17 protein-coding genes are annotated in these 18,589 nt (G+C 64.6%); 8 read left to right on the top strand and 9 right to left on the bottom strand.

The window, feature by feature from the left end; translation table 11 throughout:
• Nucleotides 1–162: 162 nt before the first annotated feature.
• The 6 genes from ASF58_RS15245 to ASF58_RS15220 all read right to left on the bottom strand — a co-directional run bounded on the left by ASF58_RS15245 (nt 163) and on the right by ASF58_RS15220 (nt 5,394).
• Nucleotides 163–546 (bottom strand): nuclear transport factor 2 family protein, encoded by a 384-nt coding sequence (locus tag ASF58_RS15245; protein WP_055954070.1) that lies wholly within the window; start codon nt 544–546, stop codon nt 163–165.
• 433 nt (nt 547–979) lie between these two features.
• Nucleotides 980–2,188: an AMP-binding protein gene (locus tag ASF58_RS15240; protein ID WP_156375699.1), complete on the bottom strand. Its 1,209-nt coding sequence runs from the start codon at nt 2,186–2,188 to the stop codon at nt 980–982.
• Nucleotides 2,189–2,205: 17 nt separating this feature from the next.
• Nucleotides 2,206–3,492: a sensor domain-containing diguanylate cyclase gene (locus tag ASF58_RS15235; protein WP_055954058.1), complete on the bottom strand. Its 1,287-nt coding sequence runs from the start codon at nt 3,490–3,492 to the stop codon at nt 2,206–2,208.
• An 11-nt stretch (nt 3,493–3,503) separates the two neighbouring features.
• Nucleotides 3,504–3,860 (bottom strand): hypothetical protein, encoded by a 357-nt coding sequence (locus ASF58_RS15230; RefSeq protein WP_055954055.1) that lies wholly within the window; start codon nt 3,858–3,860, stop codon nt 3,504–3,506.
• 27 nt (nt 3,861–3,887) lie between these two features.
• Entirely contained in the window at nt 3,888–4,232 is a 345-nt protein-coding gene (locus ASF58_RS15225) for a pilus assembly protein TadG-related protein (RefSeq protein WP_055954052.1), read from the bottom strand.
• 88 nt (nt 4,233–4,320) lie between these two features.
• On the bottom strand, nt 4,321–5,394 hold the full coding sequence (locus tag ASF58_RS15220) for an HD domain-containing phosphohydrolase (RefSeq protein WP_055954049.1): 1,074 nt from the start codon (nt 5,392–5,394) through the stop codon (nt 4,321–4,323).
• A 287-nt stretch (nt 5,395–5,681) separates the two neighbouring features.
• On the opposite strand from ASF58_RS15220, the gene ASF58_RS27625 reads away from it, so the two are divergent.
• The 3 genes from ASF58_RS27625 to ASF58_RS15205 all read left to right on the top strand — a co-directional run bounded on the left by ASF58_RS27625 (nt 5,682) and on the right by ASF58_RS15205 (nt 11,332).
• On the top strand, nt 5,682–5,999 hold the full coding sequence (locus ASF58_RS27625; RefSeq protein ID WP_348271597.1) for an HWE histidine kinase domain-containing protein: 318 nt from the start codon (nt 5,682–5,684) through the stop codon (nt 5,997–5,999).
• Nucleotides 6,000–6,479: 480 nt separating this feature from the next.
• On the top strand, nt 6,480–9,476 hold the full coding sequence (locus tag ASF58_RS15210; protein ID WP_055954043.1) for a PAS domain S-box protein: 2,997 nt from the start codon (nt 6,480–6,482) through the stop codon (nt 9,474–9,476).
• Nucleotides 9,477–9,598: 122 nt separating this feature from the next.
• A complete protein-coding gene (locus ASF58_RS15205) occupies nt 9,599–11,332 on the top strand; it encodes an HWE histidine kinase domain-containing protein (protein ID WP_055954040.1) in 1,734 nt (577 codons plus the stop codon).
• A 131-nt stretch (nt 11,333–11,463) separates the two neighbouring features.
• Here ASF58_RS15205 and ASF58_RS15200 read toward each other — a convergent pair whose 3' ends face one another.
• Nucleotides 11,464–12,465 carry a sensor histidine kinase gene (locus ASF58_RS15200; RefSeq protein WP_244477348.1) on the bottom strand — a complete coding sequence of 334 codons (1,002 nt, stop codon included), beginning with the start codon at nt 12,463–12,465 and terminating at the stop codon, nt 11,464–11,466.
• 136 nt (nt 12,466–12,601) lie between these two features.
• On the opposite strand from ASF58_RS15200, the gene ASF58_RS15195 reads away from it, so the two are divergent.
• The 3 genes from ASF58_RS15195 to ASF58_RS25905 all read left to right on the top strand — a co-directional run bounded on the left by ASF58_RS15195 (nt 12,602) and on the right by ASF58_RS25905 (nt 13,852).
• Nucleotides 12,602–12,826, top strand: a complete 225-nt coding sequence (locus tag ASF58_RS15195; RefSeq protein WP_055954034.1) for a hypothetical protein — start codon at nt 12,602–12,604, stop codon at nt 12,824–12,826.
• Between the two features lie 101 nt (nt 12,827–12,927).
• Nucleotides 12,928–13,125, top strand: a complete 198-nt coding sequence (locus ASF58_RS25910) for a hypothetical protein (protein ID WP_156375698.1) — start codon at nt 12,928–12,930, stop codon at nt 13,123–13,125.
• Between the two features lie 559 nt (nt 13,126–13,684).
• Nucleotides 13,685–13,852 carry a hypothetical protein gene (locus ASF58_RS25905; RefSeq protein WP_156375697.1) on the top strand — a complete coding sequence of 56 codons (168 nt, stop codon included), beginning with the start codon at nt 13,685–13,687 and terminating at the stop codon, nt 13,850–13,852.
• 11 nt (nt 13,853–13,863) lie between these two features.
• Here ASF58_RS25905 and ASF58_RS15185 read toward each other — a convergent pair whose 3' ends face one another.
• Complete coding sequence (locus ASF58_RS15185) at nt 13,864–14,145, bottom strand: hypothetical protein (protein ID WP_055954028.1); 282 nt, start codon at nt 14,143–14,145, stop codon at nt 13,864–13,866.
• 68 nt (nt 14,146–14,213) lie between these two features.
• Nucleotides 14,214–14,567 (bottom strand): hypothetical protein, encoded by a 354-nt coding sequence (locus ASF58_RS15180; protein WP_055954025.1) that lies wholly within the window; start codon nt 14,565–14,567, stop codon nt 14,214–14,216.
• A gap of 361 nt (nt 14,568–14,928) precedes the next feature.
• Here ASF58_RS15180 and ASF58_RS15175 point away from each other — a divergent pair, with 361 nt between their 5' ends.
• Nucleotides 14,929–16,440, top strand: coding sequence for an ATPase domain-containing protein (locus ASF58_RS15175; protein WP_055954022.1), 1,512 nt, complete (start codon nt 14,929–14,931; stop codon nt 16,438–16,440).
• Nucleotides 16,437–18,485: a hybrid sensor histidine kinase/response regulator gene (locus ASF58_RS15170; RefSeq protein WP_055954021.1), complete on the top strand. Its 2,049-nt coding sequence runs from the start codon at nt 16,437–16,439 to the stop codon at nt 18,483–18,485. The genes ASF58_RS15175 and ASF58_RS15170 overlap by 4 nt, the downstream gene beginning before the upstream one ends.
• Nucleotides 18,486–18,589: the final 104 nt, after the last annotated feature.

Genomic DNA, 18,589 nt, shown 5'->3' with positions numbered 1-18,589 from the left:
CGCTTGCGCCATCACGCGCAGGCTGCCTAACCTCTCACCCCAGATGGACCAGAGCCTCCGCTCCTGAACACCGCTGAATGTCCCAAATCATCTGACGACGGACATTCGGCTTAGGATGAGAAACGGATTGCGGACTTCCGCCGCGCATGCGGCATCCGAGATCTAGAACATCCCGTTCGGATTGGCCGAGGCATCAGGCAGGATCTGCAGCACGTCCCAGTGCTCAACGATCCTACCCTCGCTGTCGAGACGGAAAATATCAATCGCCGCATAGTCATGGTTACCCGGCCAGTGCTGAAGGCAGTGCAACACAACCAGATCGCCCTCCGCAATTGCCCGCTTGACCTCTATTCGCTTGCCCGGCCACTCACGCGACATACGCTCGAAATAGGCAACGAATCCGTCCTTGCCCGTAGCTACGTGTGGGTTGTGCTGGATGTAAGTTTCGCCGGCATATTGCTCGATAGCCTCGCGTGGACGGCAATCGTTAAACATCAGCTCATAGAACGCGATCACGTTCGCCTTGTTCTGCGCAAGATTTGGCATGTCGTATGCGTTCAACGCTCTGAGAGCCATAGGCTAGCGAGGGAAGAAAGCATGTCGCGGGAGTGCGAACAAGCGCTTATCAGCGGATGTTCCGATGCCCTGCAATTGGTGAGAGCAATCCTCGCGTTGAGGTCGGCTTCGATGCATCGGTCCTCCAAAAGCGGAACGTCCAAAACCACCAGCCCCAGTCATCCAAGCTGCATCTCCACCGGCATACCTCGCGGAGGCTACGTCTACGCCGAGCGCATAGCTTGTTAGTGTCGAGTATCCAATTGGATTTTCACAGCCCGGATCTCGGCATCGAACGCAGATTGTGGGCAGCTTTAAGGTTAGGCTACGATATTATTTCTAGGTTGGCTGTTTCGGCGGCTGGCCCTTGAACTCCGCAACAGCTGCTCGGCATCCTGGCGAGCAGTTCGCCATGGATCATTCGTTACCAGTCGGCCGCTTTACTCATCATGCCAATTGGAAGGCTGGTGCCAAAAGTGATGGCCATTGGCCTTTCGGCCACGGCCAGCTCAGCTTCAATCCATACTCGGAGGTCTGATCGTAGCGTAGTAAGATCGATTTCAGGTTCAGGTACTATGTATGCCTTCAAGCGAGTGCCCTCATCGGAACGCATCAAGCGAACAGCTGCTTCACGGACACCGGGTTGCTTAGAAAGGCGATCCGCGACGCGGTTGGGAAACACGTTGATGCCCCCAACCTGCACAGCGCCGTCCAGGCGACCCGCCAGCTGAAAATGACCTCGATCCTGATGGCTGATGCGATCTGGGAGGGGAAAGCGTTGTCCGTTCTGATGGATGATCTCTGGAAGATCCTCGCAGACAGGTTCGACGAAGCACCAATGCGGCATGAGCTTGTACGTCGCCTCCGGCCAGCGTCGCACGGCCACGCCTGCCGTCTCGGAGGACCCATACACTTCCGTCATTGCCGCGAGGCCGCTCTCACAGAGCGATCCAATTAAATCTGGGGGGCACGGGGCTGTAGAGACGACGCCCTCGACGTCAGGCGGCCACGCTCTGATGGAGCGCTCCAGCCATCGCCAGCGATCGGGGAAGGTGACGAGGAGGTCGCCTGGTTCAAGCCGAAGGCTCAGTTCTGCCGCGTCGAAGCGTGTTGCATCGAGGTGGAGGACTCCGAGCCCGTCGGGCAGAAGCGCCGTGAAGAGGAAGCCATAGGCATGATGGCTCGGTATCAGGGAAACGATGCGGCGTCTGTCTCGAAACAGGTCTGCGAGGAACGAAGCTTCCACGTGCAAGGCCTCAGCCGCGTGTGGGCATCGCTTCGGCTGCCCCGTCGTTCCGGAGGTCGTGAAGGTGACCATCGCGACGCCAGATCGCCAAGCCGCCTCAATGCGATTGATCCAATCGCCGAACGTCGCATCGGAAAGCAGTTTCTCCTCGCCGCTCGCCTCGTGCAGGTGGAACATCTCATTGACGGCTGATGCGAGCCACAAAACCTCGAGCGAGTCGCAACCGAGGCTGGAAGTCGTATCGCTTCCGATGCGTGTGGCCTCGGGCCACTCCGGCGGTAGATGGGTCGGTAGTCGTGCACCTGGATTGCCGCGGCCACGCGCAGCGAGGAGCTCTACGTTGAGAAGGCTTTGCAGAACGGTCTTGAGCGAAGAACGGGAAAGCATCAACGGGTCCAGTCCGATCAGGCGGCGACCTGATCGGCTTTGAATGAGACGACCCGATTACGGCCGCTGCGTTTGGCTTGATACAAGGCCGCGTCGGCCGCAGCGAGGAGTTCAGCGAGGGTTGCGGCAGGGGCCGCGTCGAGGGTGCTGCAACCAAAGCTCGCGGTGATACTCAGTTGGGCCTCGCCGCAATCTATGGTTTTGCCGGCAAGTGACATGCGCAGACGATCGGCCGCCACAACCGCCATTTCAAGGGTGGCGCTTGGCAGGAGCGCTACAAATTCCTCGCCGCCGAGGCGTGCGAAGATGTCCTCCGGGCGCAGTTCGGCCTCGCAACGTCGCGCCACTTCACGAAGCACCGTGTCGCCGGCCGCGTGACCATACCCATCGTTCACGCGCTTGAAATGATCGACATCGAGGACGATGACGGCCATCGATTCCCCGCCCTGGAGCGATCTCACGCGTTGACGTTCCGCCGCTTCGAAGAAGTGCGCTCGATTGCTGGCACCTGTGAGGTGGTCACGGGTCAGCATCCTTCGCAGATCGGCGGCGTCCTTTCCCTGCCGCGTCACCGCCCGCATCACCAGGGTAAAGCCCGCCGAAGGCGCTTCTGCGTGATCACGCACGGCAACGAGGCGCTGGCACCAGTATCGTCCGCCATCCGCGCGGGCATGCCAGCCCTCGTGCAAGTGCCAACCGTCGCGGCGCGCGATCGCGATGGCCTCGCCGGGTAACGGCATCGCCGAGGCTCGGTCCGGGCGGTCGAAGGCCTCGAACCGTCGCCCCAGCAACTCGGTCTCAGCGAAGCCTGTCTGACGCAAAGCCGACCCTGTGACTGCGTCGATGCAGCCGTTCGCATCGAGCGAGAGCACGGCCACGTCATCGACGCCGTCAAGGAGGGATGCAAACCACGCTTCCGCTTGCTTCAAGCGCCGCTCTCTGGCGACTTGCTCGCTTACGTCTGTCAGGGTCGTGATGTAACGCTCTTGGGTCAGCTTCACGATGCTGCAGGCCAGAACGAGCGATCGGTCTCCGCGACCGGTAACGATGCGGTGACCGTCACAGATCGCACCATGAGCGGGCTCGAACCGCTGGATCATGTTGCGAAGTTCGGGGGCGCAGCCCTCCATGACCTCGAAGAGATTGGTGACAAAAGGACGTCCCGCAATCGGAAGCAGAAGGTTCATGGCGGCCGGATTGACCATGCCGATGCCGCCTGACGCTGAAAATTCGATCAGGCCAGCCGGACACGCATAGAGGAACTGCAGCAGAGCCGCGTTCTCGGCTTCGAGCTCGGAGGTCATGGCAGCCTCGGTCAGCGTTGAATGAGGATGAAGTGCCGTTCCTTTCCAGACGCCTTCAGGAGACGAAGACGTACAGGGGTCGGGCGCATACGTAAGGTCAAAACGTAATCGATGACTGCGTCGATCTCCGCTTCATCCTCGAAGCGCTGCGCCACCATAAAGTTGTTCATGCACTGAGCTGTCACGGAGAAGTAGTGCGTGCCGATCACGCCCTCGCGAGGCAGGCCTGCAAGTCGCTCCTCCGTCGCATTGTAGATCTCAACAAGACCCTCTGACGTCAGGCCAACAACCCCGAAAGGCAGGGTATCGAGCTGTTCGGTCCCCATGGTATCGAGTGCATCAAGGCTGATGGCTTCGAAGGAGTGCATGGCAGCGCCTTACCTGTTCTGTGCTGCTCAAGCTGCGTGTGCAGAGATCGCGGCGGTGGCAGCCAATGTAGGGCTTGAACCCACGTCGTCAGGCTGAGGGAACCACGCCACCGGTAGACTGGCCACGGCTGGTTTCGCGAAGAGAGAACCCTGAAATAGCTCGATCCCAGTTGCTCGAAGCGTCGCCAGCTCCGCTTCCGTCTCGGCGGCGCGCTGGAGCTCGGCCCGCCGCTTAACCAGGGAGGCGTAGTCGATCGCCACGGCGCTCAGGCCGGTCAGGATCGGAAACAGCAAGGCGACGAGAACCAGGATACCGCCACGCTCGTCGCGCCTCAATCGTACAAGGAGGTGTCGGACACTGCTGATTATCATGCCACCGTCAACTCTTGCGCAGGTTTCCAAGGACTGAAGACGATAGATGCGATCTTCGCGTATCGGGCTCGGGTCGCGGGACAACGGATCACGATGCGAGCCGGACCACGTCGCGGTCCTGGCTCTCATCCGCCGCCGAACGAGCCGTTAGGAGCGGCTGGCCGTGGGCCTTCAGGAAGGCGTCGACGCAGCGCGGGTCGAAATGGCTGCCCGCCTGTTCGCGCAGGTGGGCAAACGCGTCGCTGTGAGACCAAGCCTGCTTGTAGGGGCGCTCAGAGGTGAGGGCATCGAACACGTCGGCAACGGCGACGATGCGGCCCCCAAGGGGGATCGCCTCGCCCCGCAGGCCATAGGGGTAGCCAGTGCCGTCCCAGCGCTCGTGGTGGGTGGCAGCGATCTCCGCGGCCAGCCGCATGACGGCAGAAGCACTGCTTCCGAGAATGCGCTGGCCCCGTTCGGCGTGCAGCTCCATTTCCCGACGTTCCTCGGGTGTGAGCAGGCCTGGCTTGAGCAGGATGGCATCCGGCACGGCGATTTTGCCGACATCGTGCATAGTCGCCGCCAAGCTCATCAAACGGCATTCGTCGGGCGCAAGGCCGAGGGCCCGCGTGATCCGCCCCGCGGACGCCGAGACCCGGGCAATATGGTCGCCGGTGTCTGTGTCCCGACTCTCGGCCGCTCGCATCAGCGTGGAGATGATCTCCCGCTCACGATCCTCGACCAGGGCGACAGCGGCGGCGACCTCTCGGGTGAGCTGTGCGGCGTGGTCCTGAAGGGCTCGATGCGCCTTCGAGAGTGCAAGCAGGTTCGTGACGCGGGCACAAACCTCGACCGGGTCAACGGGCTTGGTCAGGAAGTCGGTGGCGCCGGCCTCAAGGGCCTCGCGCCGCAGTTTGCGCTGATCGAGACTGGTGACCATGACGGTCGGGACGTTGGCAAGCTCCGGAATGCTCCGGACCGCCCGGATGAACTCCATCCCGTTCATGCCGGGCATGTCGTAGTCGGTGATCACGACGCCGATCTCGGCCGCGTGTAACCGAGCGAAGTCGAGCGCATCCGCTGGCACGGTGAAGTCGTGCGCTATACATCCTGCGATGGGTCGCAGAGCGGCGACCACCAGCAGGTTGTTCATCTCGGCGTCGTCGAGGACGAGTGCCCGCATCAGTCGGTATTCCAGGCTTTGTAGCCCCCCTTATGCATCAGGGCATTCTGACGATACCCGTGATACGAACATCTCCTGAATGGGATGTGGATCGTTGCCGAAGCCTGAACACAGCGCGCTTATCCTCAACTTTCGGATTGTCGCGGTATCATTCTTCGAAGCGACAATCGTCCGTTTACTGAAAATGGCGTTGGGCAGCTCCTACGGCACCCTAAGGTCGGAGGCGGAACGTCCGCTTCGGAACGAAGCTTCAGGGTCCGTCTCCCACCCCAAGCTGAAGTTACCGGATGGCCGACAAACGTCCGCTTCGAAGAAGCGATGACGGCGGTCTAGGCGTCTGGGTTGGGTCGGGATCCGTCCGTCCACTCCACGTCTGGGTTGGGTGGAATGCGGTCTGTCCGCTTGACGAGATGAAATCGAAAAAGCGGCCGTTCGTCTACATCTTGAACGCGACTATGCGCTCGGCCGTCTCGCTTCCCGAATTCGGCAGGGCTTTCACCGGTCGCATAGTCTCGCTCGCCAGGACTCATGCCCTCATCAAGGAGGATCAGGCTCCGGTCGTCTCGTTCCAGGGCCTGCTCAGGGCCGAGCTCGATCCGTATTAAAGAGAATGGACGCATCACGCGTCGGGGACCGGCCGTGAGGCTCCCATCCGAACTCGCGGTGCCAGTCGGCATGGCCTTGCACGAGCTGACCACTAACGCCCTCCGGCACGGAGCCCTGGCGCATCCGGACGGTTGTGTCACGGTGAGCGGGACCGTCGATGATCCCGCGTGGAAGCCAGGCGGCTGGCCTGGGTCTGAAACGAGCACGACGGTCCGCCGCCGGCGCTGCCTACCCAGTGGGGTTCGGCATGCGGCTGATCAATAAAATCCTCGCCGCGCAAACGCGTGCGGACGTCGACGTCGCGGCGGACGCGGACGGGCTACGGATCAGCATTGGGATACCGCTCCGGAGCCCGTGAGGGTGTCCCCGGCGGGCGTAGGACAGGAAAGCTCGATTGTGGTTGCCTCAGACGCTGGAATCCTCATTGATCGGAACGATCCAGGCCGCTTGAGCCTAACCCTCCCATGGATCGCGCTAAAATGAGTGACGAGGAGGTCGAACGCCTTCGTGCACTCGACCGCTACCGATTGCTTGACACGCCGCGGGAACAGGACTTCGACGAGATCGCCGAGGCCGCAGCCGAACTGTGCGACGTACCCATCGGGGTGGTGAACCTGATCGGGGACGGGCGCCAGTTCTTCATGGCCGAGGTCGGCCTAGGCGTACGCGAAACCCAATTGGAGACATCGTTCTGCCGGCAGGCGATCCTGCAGGAAGACTTCCTGTACGTTCCCGATGCGACCCGCGATCCGCGCTTCGCGGGCAACCCGCTCGTCACCGGGGACCCTGGCCTGCGCTTCTACGCCGGTGCCCTTCTCAAAACCGCCGAAGGCCATCCCATCGGCACGGTCTGCGTCCTCGACACCAAGCCGCATGAACTGACGGAGCGCCAGCGCAAGGGCCTCGCCCGCCTCGCCCGCCAGACCATGGCACAGATGGAGCTGCGGCGGTCGTTGCATGCCCAGGAAGAAGAACGCCTCCTTCACGAGCGCATCCTCGACAGCGCGACGGACTATGCCATCGTGTCCACCGACATCGACGGCCGTGTGACCCGATGGAACACAGGTGCGGAGCGTACCCTCGGTTGGACGCAGGCAGAGATGCTGGGTGAGGCGGTAGACGCGTTCTTCACGCCCGAGGACCGCGCGAACGTACGGCCGGACGCAGAGATGGGGCTGGCCGCGAAGAATGGCAGCGCGCCCAACGAGCGCTGGCACATGCGCAAGGATGGCAGCCGGTTCTGGGCGTCGGGCGAGATGATGCCCCTGAGATCGGACGACGGGCGAACTGTCGGATTCCTCATGATCCTGCGGGACCGCACCGAGCAGCGTGAGACCGCCGCGGCGCTGCAGGCGAGCGAGCTTCGTTACCGCTCCCTCGTCGAGGTCAGCCCCCAGGTGGTCTGGTTCGGAGACGCCGACGGTAACGTCACCTACTGCAACGCTTATTGGTACAACTACACCGGCCTGCCCGCGGACGAGACAGGGGAGACGAGTTGGATGGGCGTGATCCATCCCGAACATCGTGAACCGACGCGCCGGGCTTGGCTGGCGGCGACGGGATCGGGGCAGCCTTACGAAGTGGAGTTCCTGCTGCGCGGCGCCGATGGACGGTATCGGTGGTTCCTGTCCCGGGCGCGGCCGGTCTGCGACGCCAACGGAGCCGTGCGCAGCTGGATCGGCACATCCCTCGATATCCACGAGCGCAAGGTGGCCGAAGAGCGGTTCCAGACCCTCACTGAGCTCGCGCCGACCGTCATCTGGTTTGGCGACCCCGACGGTAGCCTCAGCTATCTCAACGACCGCTGGTACGCCTACACGGGGCAGACGCCGGAGCAGGCGCTGCCATCCGGATGGGCCGACGTGATCCATCCTGACGACCTGCCCGGGCTGACGGAGGCCTGGGAGACAGCGCGCACGGGCGAGGTCGTCTATGACACCGAGGCACGCCTCCGTCGGGCGGACGGGACCTACCGCTGGTTCCTGATCCGGGCGGAGCCCATACGGGACGGCGCCGGAGTGATTGTGGGCTGGCTCGGGAATACCAGCGACATTCATGACCGCCGCCAAGTCGAGGAAGTCCTTCGCGAGACACGCGAGCAGTTGCGCCTCGCGGTCGAGGCGACGGGTACGGGTATCTTCGACTTCGACCTCGTGTCGAACGTGCTGAAGTGGGACGTGCGCACGCGCTCCTTCTTCGGCCTGGGGCCCGATGCCCACGTCGACCTCGACGTCTACCTCGCCCGCCTGCACCCGGACGACCGCGAGAGGGCGGACGCGGCGGTCACCGCCGCCATCGATCCGGAGGGCGACGGCGTCTACGACATCATCTACCGCACCATCGCTCCGGAGGACGGGATCGAGCGCTGGGTCTCCGCCAAGGGGCAGACCCTGTTCGAGGACGGGCGACCGCTTCGCCTCATCGGAACGGCGCGCGATATCACCGAGGCCCGGCAGGCCGAGCAGACCCTGCGCGAGACGGAGGAGCGCTACCGACTGGCCTCCCGCGCCACCAACGACGCGATCTGGGACTGGAACCTCGCCACCAACGAGGTCCTTTGGAACGACGCGCTCCAGGCGGCCTACGGCCATTCGCCGGAGGCCGTGGAACCGACCGGCGACTGGTGGATCGGGCACATCCATCCCGAGGACCGCGGACGCATCGACGCATCGATCCATACGATCATCGACAGCACCGGAACGGCCTGGACCGACGAGTACCGCTTCCTTCGCGCGGATGGCTCCTACGCCTACGTCCTCGACCGGGGCTACGTCATCCGTAACGGAGCCGGGCAAGCGGTTCGGATGATCGGCGCCATGCTCGACATCTCGGAGCGTAGGAAGGCCGAGGAGCACCAGCGCCTGCTCACGGGTGAGTTGCAGCACCGGGTGAAGAACACGCTTGCCCTGGTACAGGCCATCGCTAGCCAGACCCTGCGCGGATCGACCGACGTCAACGAGATGCGGGAAGCGTTCGCCGCCCGGCTGATCTCGCTCGGCCGTGCGCACGACATCCTAACCGCGGCCAGCTGGACGGCAGCCCCCATCGCGGAGGTGGTGGACGGGGCGCTCGGCGTGCATGTCGGGGCGGCGGGCGGACGCCTCCGTACGAGCGGACCCAACGTCCTCCTGGCAGCCAAGGCCGCCCTGTCGCTTGCCTTGTCCCTGCACGAGCTTGCGACGAACGCGGCCAAGTACGGGGCGCTTTCCAACGATACGGGCGTCATCGACCTGCGCTGGCACGTGGTGCACGAGAGCGACGCCCCGCGCTTCTGCCTGACCTGGTCCGAGCAAGGGGGCCCGCCCATCCTCACCCAGCCATCCCGGAAAGGTTTCGGCTCGCGTCTGATCGAGCGGAGCTTCGCGGCTGAGGTCGGCGGGGAGGTCAAGCTCACCTACGCGCCAACAGGCCTCGTCTGCCGATTGGAGGCCCCCCTGGCTTCGATGCAGGAGATCCTCGATGTCGCCGCAGCCTAACGTGCGGATCCCCATAGACATAGCATTCATGGCCCTCGCCGGAGGCGTAGGCCACCCCATGTCTCGGGGCGCTGAGCCTCGATGCACGTCCCGCGAAGCCAGGGCGCTGGGTTAATCCATCCATGTCGCTGACCAAACGCATCATAGGGCTTGTCGCGCTCGCGCTCATGCCCGCTCTCGCCATCCAGGGCTACAACGAGTACGCGCTTCGCTCCGCGCGGGGCGAGGCCGTGCGTGGCGAGGCGATGCGCGCCGCCCGCAGCGTCGCCGCCGACCTGGGGCAGTTCGGGCGCGGCACCCGGCAGGTCCTTGGCATCCTCGCCGAGGTGCCGGAGATCCAGGGTAAGGACCCGGAGAGCTGCACGGCCTACCTCAGAACCTTGCTCGGCAAGGTGCCGGGCGCATTCTTCTTCGGGGTGGCGGACACGGACGGCAGCATCGTCTGCAACACCCTCGGAACGGCGCGTGGCGCGTACAACCTGGCCGACCGCGGCTACTTCCAGGACGCGATGCGGACGGGTGGGTTCACCGTCGGAGGGTTCGTGACCGGGCGAATCACCAAGCGGCCAACCTGGCAGTTCGCCCAGGCCATACCAGGACCCGATGGTCGACCGGTCGGAGTCGTAGTAGCGAGCATTGATCTGGATCACCTCGCCGGACACCAAGCACGGGCCGGGCTCCCTCCGGACGCCACCCTGACCGTCGCCGACCGGAACGGCTCCATCCTGCTCCGGTTGCCCGATCACGCCGAGTGGGTCGGCAAACCGCTTCCGCCAGCGTTTTGGTCGGCGGTCTCCGGGAACCGGGGCAAAGTCATGGACCTACCTGGCCTGCGTGGGAACATGCGGATCACGGGCATCGCCGCCGAGACGCCGGACGACCTCGATGCCGTCACAGTCGCCGTCGGTCTCTCGCCCGCGGCGGCCTTCGCGGACATCGACGCGGCCACGCAGCGAGGCGTGATCCTTATCATCCTGAGTGCCCTCGGGGCCCTCGTCGCGGCGTTCCTTGCCGGGCGCGCCTTCATACGTCGTCCCGTGCAGCGCCTGCTGCGGGCTGCCTCCGCTTGGCGGCTCGGCGATCTCGGCGCGCGGTCCGGGCTCTCGGGACCCTCGGAGTTCGGCCGGCTCGGCGAGGCCTTCGACGCCATGGCGATCTCGCTGCAGAAGCATGAAGGCGAGCTACGTTCCGAGATCTCGCGGAGCCACATCCTGCAGGAGCGTCAGACTATGATGCTGCACGAGCTCAACCACCGGGTCCGCAACACGCTCACCACCGTGCAGTCTCTGGCACGCCAGTCGCGCCGGACCGACGAGACCGGCGAGCGGCTGGAGGGACGCATCATATCCCTCTCGAAGACCCACGACCTGCTCTCGCGCGATGACTGGGCCGGGGCGTCGCTGCGGACGGTACTGGAGAACGAGCTCGCCCTTTTTCGCGATGGCGGCGAGGACCGGTTCCGTATCGACGGTTCCGACATCGTCTTGCCGCCGCGCTACGTTCTGGCTCTCGGCATGACGCTGCACGAACTCACCACTAACGCCGCCAAGTACGGGGCCCTCTCCGATGAGGCGGGGCGCGTGGACATCACGTGGCGCGTGGCGACAACGGAGGGCGGCGCCCGCAGGCTCGCGATGGAATGGCGCGAGAGCGGCGGGCCGGCCGTCGCGGTGCCGCGCCGCAAGGGGTTCGGCACGCGCCTGATCAACGGTGGCATCAGCCACGAGCTCGGCGGAACGGTGCACCTCGACTTCGACGCCGCTGGGCTAAGCTGCGTCATGAACGTGCCGCTTGACGAGCAGGACCGCTTCACCTCGTTCCGGAAGGGTTCGGGTCAATCCCTCTCTGCAGCCTGATCGGCTACGTGCGCGTGACGCACCGTTCGTACGCAGCAAACCAATCAGGTTGCCGGTAAATAGGGCAAGACCGGCCTTTTTTCGGATTCAGGCCCACTCCGCATGTCTACCGGCTGTCCGGACAGGCCATTTCAGGAAGCGAGATAAGCCTTGTTCATCGTGAGGGTGGCGACGACGCCGGCCGTATTCCATTCCCGGTGGATCGAGCCATCTAGTTGCCGGGTCATGGCACGTTCCAGGAGCTTGCTTCCGTATCCCCCGGGCCCGGAAGGTTCGGCCACCGCGGGCCCACCCCTTTCCGTCCACGCGATAACGACCACGTACTCCTGCGAGGAGCAGGACACGTCGAGGGTGCCGGTCGGCACCGAGAGCGCACCGTACTTAAGGGAGTTGGTAGCTAGTTCGTGCACGACGAGCGCCAAAGTCGTCGCCGCTGCCTCGCCGACGCCCATCCGCGGCACGGACACCCGGATACGGCCGCTGAAGGCACCCATGTCGTCGTAGGGCGCCAGAAGGATCGCGATCAGGTCGCCGAGGAGTGCGGCCTTGCCCTCGCTTCCGGGCAGCGGCCGGACAAGGTCGTGGGCCCGGTCCAGGGCGGTCAGGCGTTGCGTGAGCTCGCGGGCCATGTCGACGGAGGTCGTCGTCGAACGCGAAGTGATGGCGGTCAGGCCGCTTGCGATGGCGAGCAGGTTCTTGACCCGGTGGCTCATCTCGCCGGCGAGAAGCTCATGGCCCTCCTCGGCCTGCTTGCGGCCGGTCACGTCGAGGAAGACGCCGAACATGGTCCGGCCGACGATATTGTGGTCGTTGCCCTGGCCCCGTGCCGAGACCCAGCGCACGTCCTTGCCTTGCATGATGCGGAAGTCGATCTCGTAGGTGCCCATTAGAGCCCGCGTCGCCGAGAAGGCCGCGCGCACCCGGTTGCGGTCCGCTGGGTGGATGAAACCGGACAAGTCTTCAAAGGTCACCGTCCGGTCGAGGGGTGCCCCCCAGAGGCCGTAGCCGCGCGCATCCATCGTGAAGGAGTCGTCGTCAACGTTCCAGGACCATAGCGCCACTCCCGCCGCGTCAACGGCGAGCCGCAAGTGATCCGCCGTCCACGCGGCCGGGCTCGGGGTTTCAGTTGTCACGGGATTCATCCTGCAGGCAGGTTCATAAGATCGCCGAGCCAAGCCGTGTCAATGAGCGCATCGCGGCTGTCCGAAGGCCATTACGCGAGGACCGATACCGCTTGGTCGGGACGCGCCGACGTGGGATGACATAACAATGCGCACTCCCTCGTTGCCCAACCACAGCGTGGCCGTCTCGGCCTGCCGGAGCGAGAAGGGCCGCTTCCGATGGTCGGTCACGACGGCGGGCTATCACCCGTACCAGTCCCAGGGTTCCTACCCCTCCGCCTCCGCCGCCCTCGCGGCCGGAATCGCTCAAGCTCACGCCCTGGCGGAGTGGCAGCCGATCAGGGCACGGATCAACGACGGGAGTTGGATGTGACCGTGTCCGTCGAGCCGGCGGCCGAGTCGGCGGGGCAATCCGCGATAAGCTTAGGCGAATATCCAATCGTGGCGCATACTCGAATCCTCACAGGATGCCCCATGCCCATCATCAAAATTCGACGTATGCCGCGTTCATCGGCTGCGCGAGCGGCCATCGTCGGAGCAACTCGCGCGTTGGAAACAGCCTTCCCAGTCATAATGGACGAGGCCGTGCTGAACAGGCTCGGCAAGGCCGTGACGGCCCTCTTCGAAGCCGAGGCGGTTCTTGCGTTACGAGGCGTGCCCGAGGCGGCCTGAAAGCCTGCCGGAACATTATGCCGAGGACGTAACGGCCACTTCCGACGTCAGGGCACGGGTGGTAGCGTCGTCGTCGGCTCCCTGCCGTCCATCCGGTCGGCGTAAGGGGGAACGTCCACGAGCGTTCCGATCAGGCGCAGAAGCGCCTGCTGCTCGGGCTTGCCCGTTCCGTCGCTGAGGAAGGCCCCAAGCTCGACGTGGCGGAGCCGTCCGCCGGATGGGCCGTTGGGTTGGTGGATGACGAACGCCCGACCATTTGTCGGCTCCCGCCCGAGGTGCCAGGAGTCTCCGTTGGGGCTTTGGTAGAGTTCCCGTCTATCCGACATCAGGCCCGCCCTTTCGATTGTGCTCGATCATACGTGAAACGGAGGGAGAGTGCGAGAACCGGTCCGAAGCGGACAAGAATCTAACAAGATGGGCGAATAATCCGCCCGACGGTTTTACACATGCGACGAACGCTTCGTGCTAGAAGAATTTGTCGACATTGGTCGGCGGGGGTCGATCAATGCCCATAAGAACACCGATTTCAGGTATTCGGCGGCCGGAATGCCTTGCGGAGTTGAACGCCTGCATCGTCGATGCGGAGACCTCAACGTCTGCGCAGGCCGTCACCACCATGATCCTCGCTGCGACAGGTTTCGACACTTCCGATGCCTTGCAAGGGCTGTGGGCCGACATGGACGCGCTGGCAATGTTGCGGGACGTCCGGCGCAGCTTCCTGGCGTAATCCACTGATACTCAAGGGCAGGTAACAAGCGACGCGACTTCGTCACCATCCCATCGGACATGAAAGCCGGCCTCACCGGTCGCTTCCGTCACGACGGCCTTCCAATCCGACCTGGGGCGGTCGGCGGCACGGGCATGGACGAGTTCGCAGATCCGCGAGACGCTGCCGACCGAGGTCGCACCGCGGGCAGTCCAATGGCGGTTCAGGCTGGCGAAGGCGACATCGTACAACGCCGCCTGTTCGGCGGCGGCAAGGTCCAGTCGCATGTCCTCGAATTCGGCGGGTCCCAGCATCACCTTGCGCTCCCATGTCGATGGTGGGCCGATCCGGGCCGATCCCGGACCGGCCCATTATGCGGTGCCTACGGCAGGGCGCCTATCATGCCCTTGGCCTCGCTCATGGTGTTCTCGCAGGCGCGCTTGTCGCCGCGCCGGTCCTCGTCCGCCGCGCGAATGATCAAAGTCCTGGCTGACGCCACGTGATCGGCCGTCGAAACCATGTCGAGGTCGCTCGGCGCGCCCGTGCGAACGCCTTCGACGCCACGGGGTGATCCCGTCCGGACGCTATGGCCGTCCTGCAGACCAGTGACCTGGACGGCTCCGGCGCTGTCGAGACGGCGCTCGATGGTCCCGATCTGCTCGGCGCAGGACGATGCTAGCGCCGGAAGCGGCGAGAGCACGAGGGTGAGGGTCGCGAGGATCGGGGCGAGACGCATCGTGGAGCCTTCCGAGGGTGGCAGCAACGAGGTTCCCCCCGGCGGACGGATCTCCTCGTGCCGTCCCTCACGCGGCGATGCGAGGGTAGCAGTGATACAACGACCGAGACCGCAAAATGCTGCATCGCAACATCGCGGGCGGAGCTGATCTGTTTTCGTATCGGCCAAGACCAAGTGTCAGGTTTTGACCAATGAGCCGACCGCCCTCTGCGGATGAGACTGACTAATTGCCCAGGCCACGAAGGGGGGCGAATGCCATGGGACTAAACCGCTAAGCCGGCGTTGTCGTCCGAATGCATTTTCCAAGATACCTTTGAGCCCACGACGCGGGCTTTGGTTGCCACCAACCGGATGCCGCCTGATGACAGAACTTGCCGCGACGCATGCCCCCAGGGGTCGCGACATCCTCTCGACGGGTATCGCCGGCCTTGACGAGATCCTCGACGGCGGCCTGACGCGCGGACGCCTCTACCTGCTCGAGGGGACGCCTGGGACCGGCAAGACGACGGTCGGCCTTCAGTTCCTTCTCGACGGCGTCGCGCGGGGGGAGAAGGGCCTTTACGTCACCCTGTCGGAGAGTGCCGACGAGCTTGCGTTCGCAGCTGGGACGCACGGGTGGTCCCTCGATGGGATCGAGGTCTATGAGCTCGTCAACGAGCTTGGTCTCGATCCCGACAGCGAGCAATCCGTGCTGCATCCTTCCGAGGTCGAGCTCGGTGAGACCGTACGGGAGGTGATCGACCGGGTCGACAGCCTCAAGCCGCAGCGGGTGGTATTCGACAGCCTGTCCGAGCTTCGGCTTCTCGCCCAGAATCCGCTTCGCTACCGCCGCCAGATCCTGGCACTGAAGCAGATGTTCGCCTCCAGGCAATGCACCGTCTTCCTGCTGGACGACGGCACCGCCGACGTCCAGCTCCACAGCATCGCCCATGGGGTGATCATGCTGGAACAGGTCCGGCGCGGCTTCGGGGCGTCCCGTAGGCGCCTCGACGTCCTCAAGATGCGCGGCGTCAAGTTCCACGGCGGACTTCACGACTTCGTCCTGGATACGGGCGGCGTCGAGGTATTCCCCAGCCTCGTCGCGGACGACCACGCCGCGGAGTTCGACATGACCCCGGCCTCGACCGGCTCGGAGGAACTCGACCTCCTACTAGGTGGAGGGCTGGCGCCTGCGACCAACACCCTGCTGCTCGGTCCCTCGGGTGTCGGCAAGACCACCACGGCGGTCCGCTGCATGCTTGAGGCTTTGGACCGGGGGCAGAAGGCTACCTACTTCCTGTTCGACGAGGGCCGCCAGACCATGCTGACGCGCGCCAGGGCGCTGGGCATGGATCTTGACGTTCATCTCTCCAGCGGCAGCCTCGTCATCGACGAGATCGAGCCGGCCGAGTTCTCGCCTGGCGAGTTCGCCTGTAGGGTGCGCAACACCGTGGCGACACGGGGCGCGAGCTTCATCGTGTTCGACAGCCTGAACGCGTACATCCACGCCATGCCAGGCGAGGAGTACCTCATCCTGCAGATGCACGAGCTCCTGAACTACCTGAACCAGAAGGGCGCCACGACCCTCCTTGTCCTCGGCCAGCACGGCGTGATCGGCGACGTTCGGTCCGACATCGACCTGAGCTACCTCAGCGACGGCATCCTGCTTTTCCGGTACTTCGAGGCCAACGGTGCGGTCCGGACCGCCCTGTCGGTGGTGAAGAGCCGGGTCAATTCCCACGAGCGCACCATCCGGGAACTCAAGCTCTCCCCCATCGGCCTCCAGGTCGGCACTGCCCTCTCGGACTTCCAAGGCATTCTATCCGGATTGCCGACCTACGACGGCAAGGTCGCTCTGATCCCGGGCGCCGCAGAGCCGACGTCGGCGGTATGACGTCTGCACCCGTTCCCGATGTGGAAGGCGTCCTGATCCTCGCCCCGCGAGGACGCGACGCAGTCGTCATGGCGCAACTTCTCGGCAAGTCCGGCGTCGCCGTCACCGTCTGCGCCGACAGCGCCGAGTGGCTTGATGGCCTCTGCTCGTCCGCCGCCACATCCATCGTGACCGAGGAGGCGCTCCTCGACGTCGATGCGGCATCCCTGGACGCCTGGGTAGCGTCCCAGCCGCCTTGGTCGGACTTCCCCTTCATCATGCTGGCGACGCGGCAGGCTGGGCGGCGCACGGCCAAGGCCGCCGCGGTGATCGAACGCCTCGGTAACGTCGTCCTACTGGAACGCCCGATCAACGCCGAGACGCTCCTCAGTGCGGTCTCCTCAGCTCTCCGTGTCCGAAGGCGCCAGTATCAGGCCCGGCAGCACCTTCGGGAACGCGAGGACGCCCAGGGCCGCCTACGCATCGCGAACGAGACCTTGGAGCGTCGTGTCGAGGAACGCACGCGCGAGGTCGAGGCGGCGCGCGAGACCCTGGCCTTCGCGCTCGATTCCGCCGGCATGGGGTCGTGGGATCTCGACCTCGTCAACGACATCACCCGCCGCTCCAGTCGGTACGACGCGATCTTCGGCTACGACACGCCTGTCTCGTCGTGGGGCAGGGCCACCTTCCTGGCCCACGCCGTGCAGGAGGATCGACCCATGGTCGAGGCCGCCTTCGCGAAGGCAGTCGAGACTGGGACTTTAGACCTGGAATGCCGGATGTCACGGACCGACGGCGCGATCCGCTGGATCGCGGCTAAGGGTAAAACCGAGTACGGCGGCGACGGAAGGCCCGTCCGCATGGCGGGCATCGTCGTCGACAGGACCGACCAGCGGAATACCGAGGAGGCGTTGCGGCAGGCCCAGAAGATGGAGGCCATCGGGCAGCTGACAGGCGGCGTGGCGCACGATTTCAACAACCTACTTACGGTCATTGTGGGCGGCCTCGACATGATGCTGCGCAAGCCGGAGAACACGGAGCGCGTCGTCCGTTTGGCGGAGGCGGCGATGAGCGCGGCGCGGCGCGGCGAACAACTCACCCAGCAGCTTCTGGCTTTTTCCCGCAGGCAGATGTTGCGGCCCCAGACCATCAACCCCAACCGCCTTCTCTCCGAGTTCAAGCCACTAGCCGAACGGGCGGCTGGCGGCGCCGTAGAGCTCCTGCTTGAACTCGACCCCACCATCGACCCGATCCGGATCGACCCGGCCCAGTTCGAGGCGGCGGTGCTCAACCTCGTCGTCAATGCCCGCGACGCGATGGAGGGGGGCGGCTCGCGGATCGTCGTGCGGAGCAGGAACGTGCATCTCGACACCGCGGCGGTGGCCGACAGGGGCGTCCCGCCGGGAGCCTATGTCGAGGTATCGGTGACAGACCAGGGCAGCGGGATCTCCCCGGAGACCATGGCTCGGGTGTTTGAGCCATTCTTCACCACCAAGGAAATCGGCAAGGGAACAGGCCTTGGCCTGTCGCAGGTGTACGGCTTCACCCGTAGTGCCGGCGGTTTCGTCGGCATCGACACGGAACTCGGTGCCGGCACCACCTTCCACCTCTTGTTCCCCCGCTCCGCGGAACCGGCTAGCGAGGAGGCAGGCTCCGGCAGTGGCAACCTTCCGCTACGACGGGCGACGGAAGGCGATACTGTGCTCCTGGTCGAGGACGACGAACAGGTACTGGGCATGGCCGTCGAGAGCCTGGAGGAGCTCCACTACCGCGTGGTCGTGGCTCGCAACGCCGCAGAGGCCCTCGTCCATCTCCAGGGCGTCGCCCGGATCGACATCCTGTTTTCTGACGTGATGATGCCGGGGGGCATGAACGGTTCGCAGCTTGCCGTAGAGGCCCAGCGCCTCCGACCCGGCCTCAGGGTCCTCCTAACCTCCGGGTACGTCGCCAACCTCGAAGAGGGCCAGGTGATCGGGCGTGGTGATCTCCCGGTTCTCAACAAGCCTTACCGGCGGGATGAGCTCGCTCATTCGCTCCGTGTCGTCCTCGGTGGAAAGCGAACCTAGGCGAAGGTGACGGAATCGCGGGTCTTCCTCACGCCCAGCCATGCCCATACCTCGGTCTGGCAAAGCCTCAAATGCCTCATGGCGCGATCCGGTTTGTATGGGTA

The sequence above is a fragment of the Methylobacterium sp. Leaf125 genome (assembly GCF_001423085.1).
In the GTDB taxonomy this organism is placed as follows: Bacteria; Pseudomonadota; Alphaproteobacteria; order Rhizobiales; family Beijerinckiaceae; genus Methylobacterium.
Note: the sequence above shows the minus strand (reverse complement) of the source record. Positions and strands in the feature narration are given on the sequence as shown.

Coding starts and splice junctions, on each gene's coding strand:
- ASF58_RS15205 (WP_055954040.1), top strand. CDS start 9,599: ATGTCGCTGACCAAACGCATCATAGGGCTTGTCGCGCTCGCGCTCATG.
- ASF58_RS15235 (WP_055954058.1), bottom strand. CDS start 3,492: ATGACCTCCGAGCTCGAAGCCGAGAACGCGGCTCTGCTGCAGTTCCTC.
- ASF58_RS25910 (WP_156375698.1), top strand. CDS start 12,928: ATGCCCATCATCAAAATTCGACGTATGCCGCGTTCATCGGCTGCGCGA.
- ASF58_RS15230 (WP_055954055.1), bottom strand. CDS start 3,860: ATGCACTCCTTCGAAGCCATCAGCCTTGATGCACTCGATACCATGGGG.
- ASF58_RS15225 (WP_055954052.1), bottom strand. CDS start 4,232: ATGATAATCAGCAGTGTCCGACACCTCCTTGTACGATTGAGGCGCGAC.
- ASF58_RS15185 (WP_055954028.1), bottom strand. CDS start 14,145: ATGCTGGGACCCGCCGAATTCGAGGACATGCGACTGGACCTTGCCGCC.
- ASF58_RS15175 (WP_055954022.1), top strand. CDS start 14,929: ATGACAGAACTTGCCGCGACGCATGCCCCCAGGGGTCGCGACATCCTC.
- ASF58_RS15245 (WP_055954070.1), bottom strand. CDS start 546: ATGCCAAATCTTGCGCAGAACAAGGCGAACGTGATCGCGTTCTATGAG.
- ASF58_RS15210 (WP_055954043.1), top strand. CDS start 6,480: ATGAGTGACGAGGAGGTCGAACGCCTTCGTGCACTCGACCGCTACCGA.
- ASF58_RS15195 (WP_055954034.1), top strand. CDS start 12,602: ATGCGCACTCCCTCGTTGCCCAACCACAGCGTGGCCGTCTCGGCCTGC.
- ASF58_RS27625 (WP_348271597.1), top strand. CDS start 5,682: ATGGCCGACAAACGTCCGCTTCGAAGAAGCGATGACGGCGGTCTAGGC.
- ASF58_RS15220 (WP_055954049.1), bottom strand. CDS start 5,394: ATGCGGGCACTCGTCCTCGACGACGCCGAGATGAACAACCTGCTGGTG.
- ASF58_RS15180 (WP_055954025.1), bottom strand. CDS start 14,567: ATGCGTCTCGCCCCGATCCTCGCGACCCTCACCCTCGTGCTCTCGCCG.
- ASF58_RS15240 (WP_156375699.1), bottom strand. CDS start 2,188: ATGCTTTCCCGTTCTTCGCTCAAGACCGTTCTGCAAAGCCTTCTCAAC.
- ASF58_RS15170 (WP_055954021.1), top strand. CDS start 16,437: ATGACGTCTGCACCCGTTCCCGATGTGGAAGGCGTCCTGATCCTCGCC.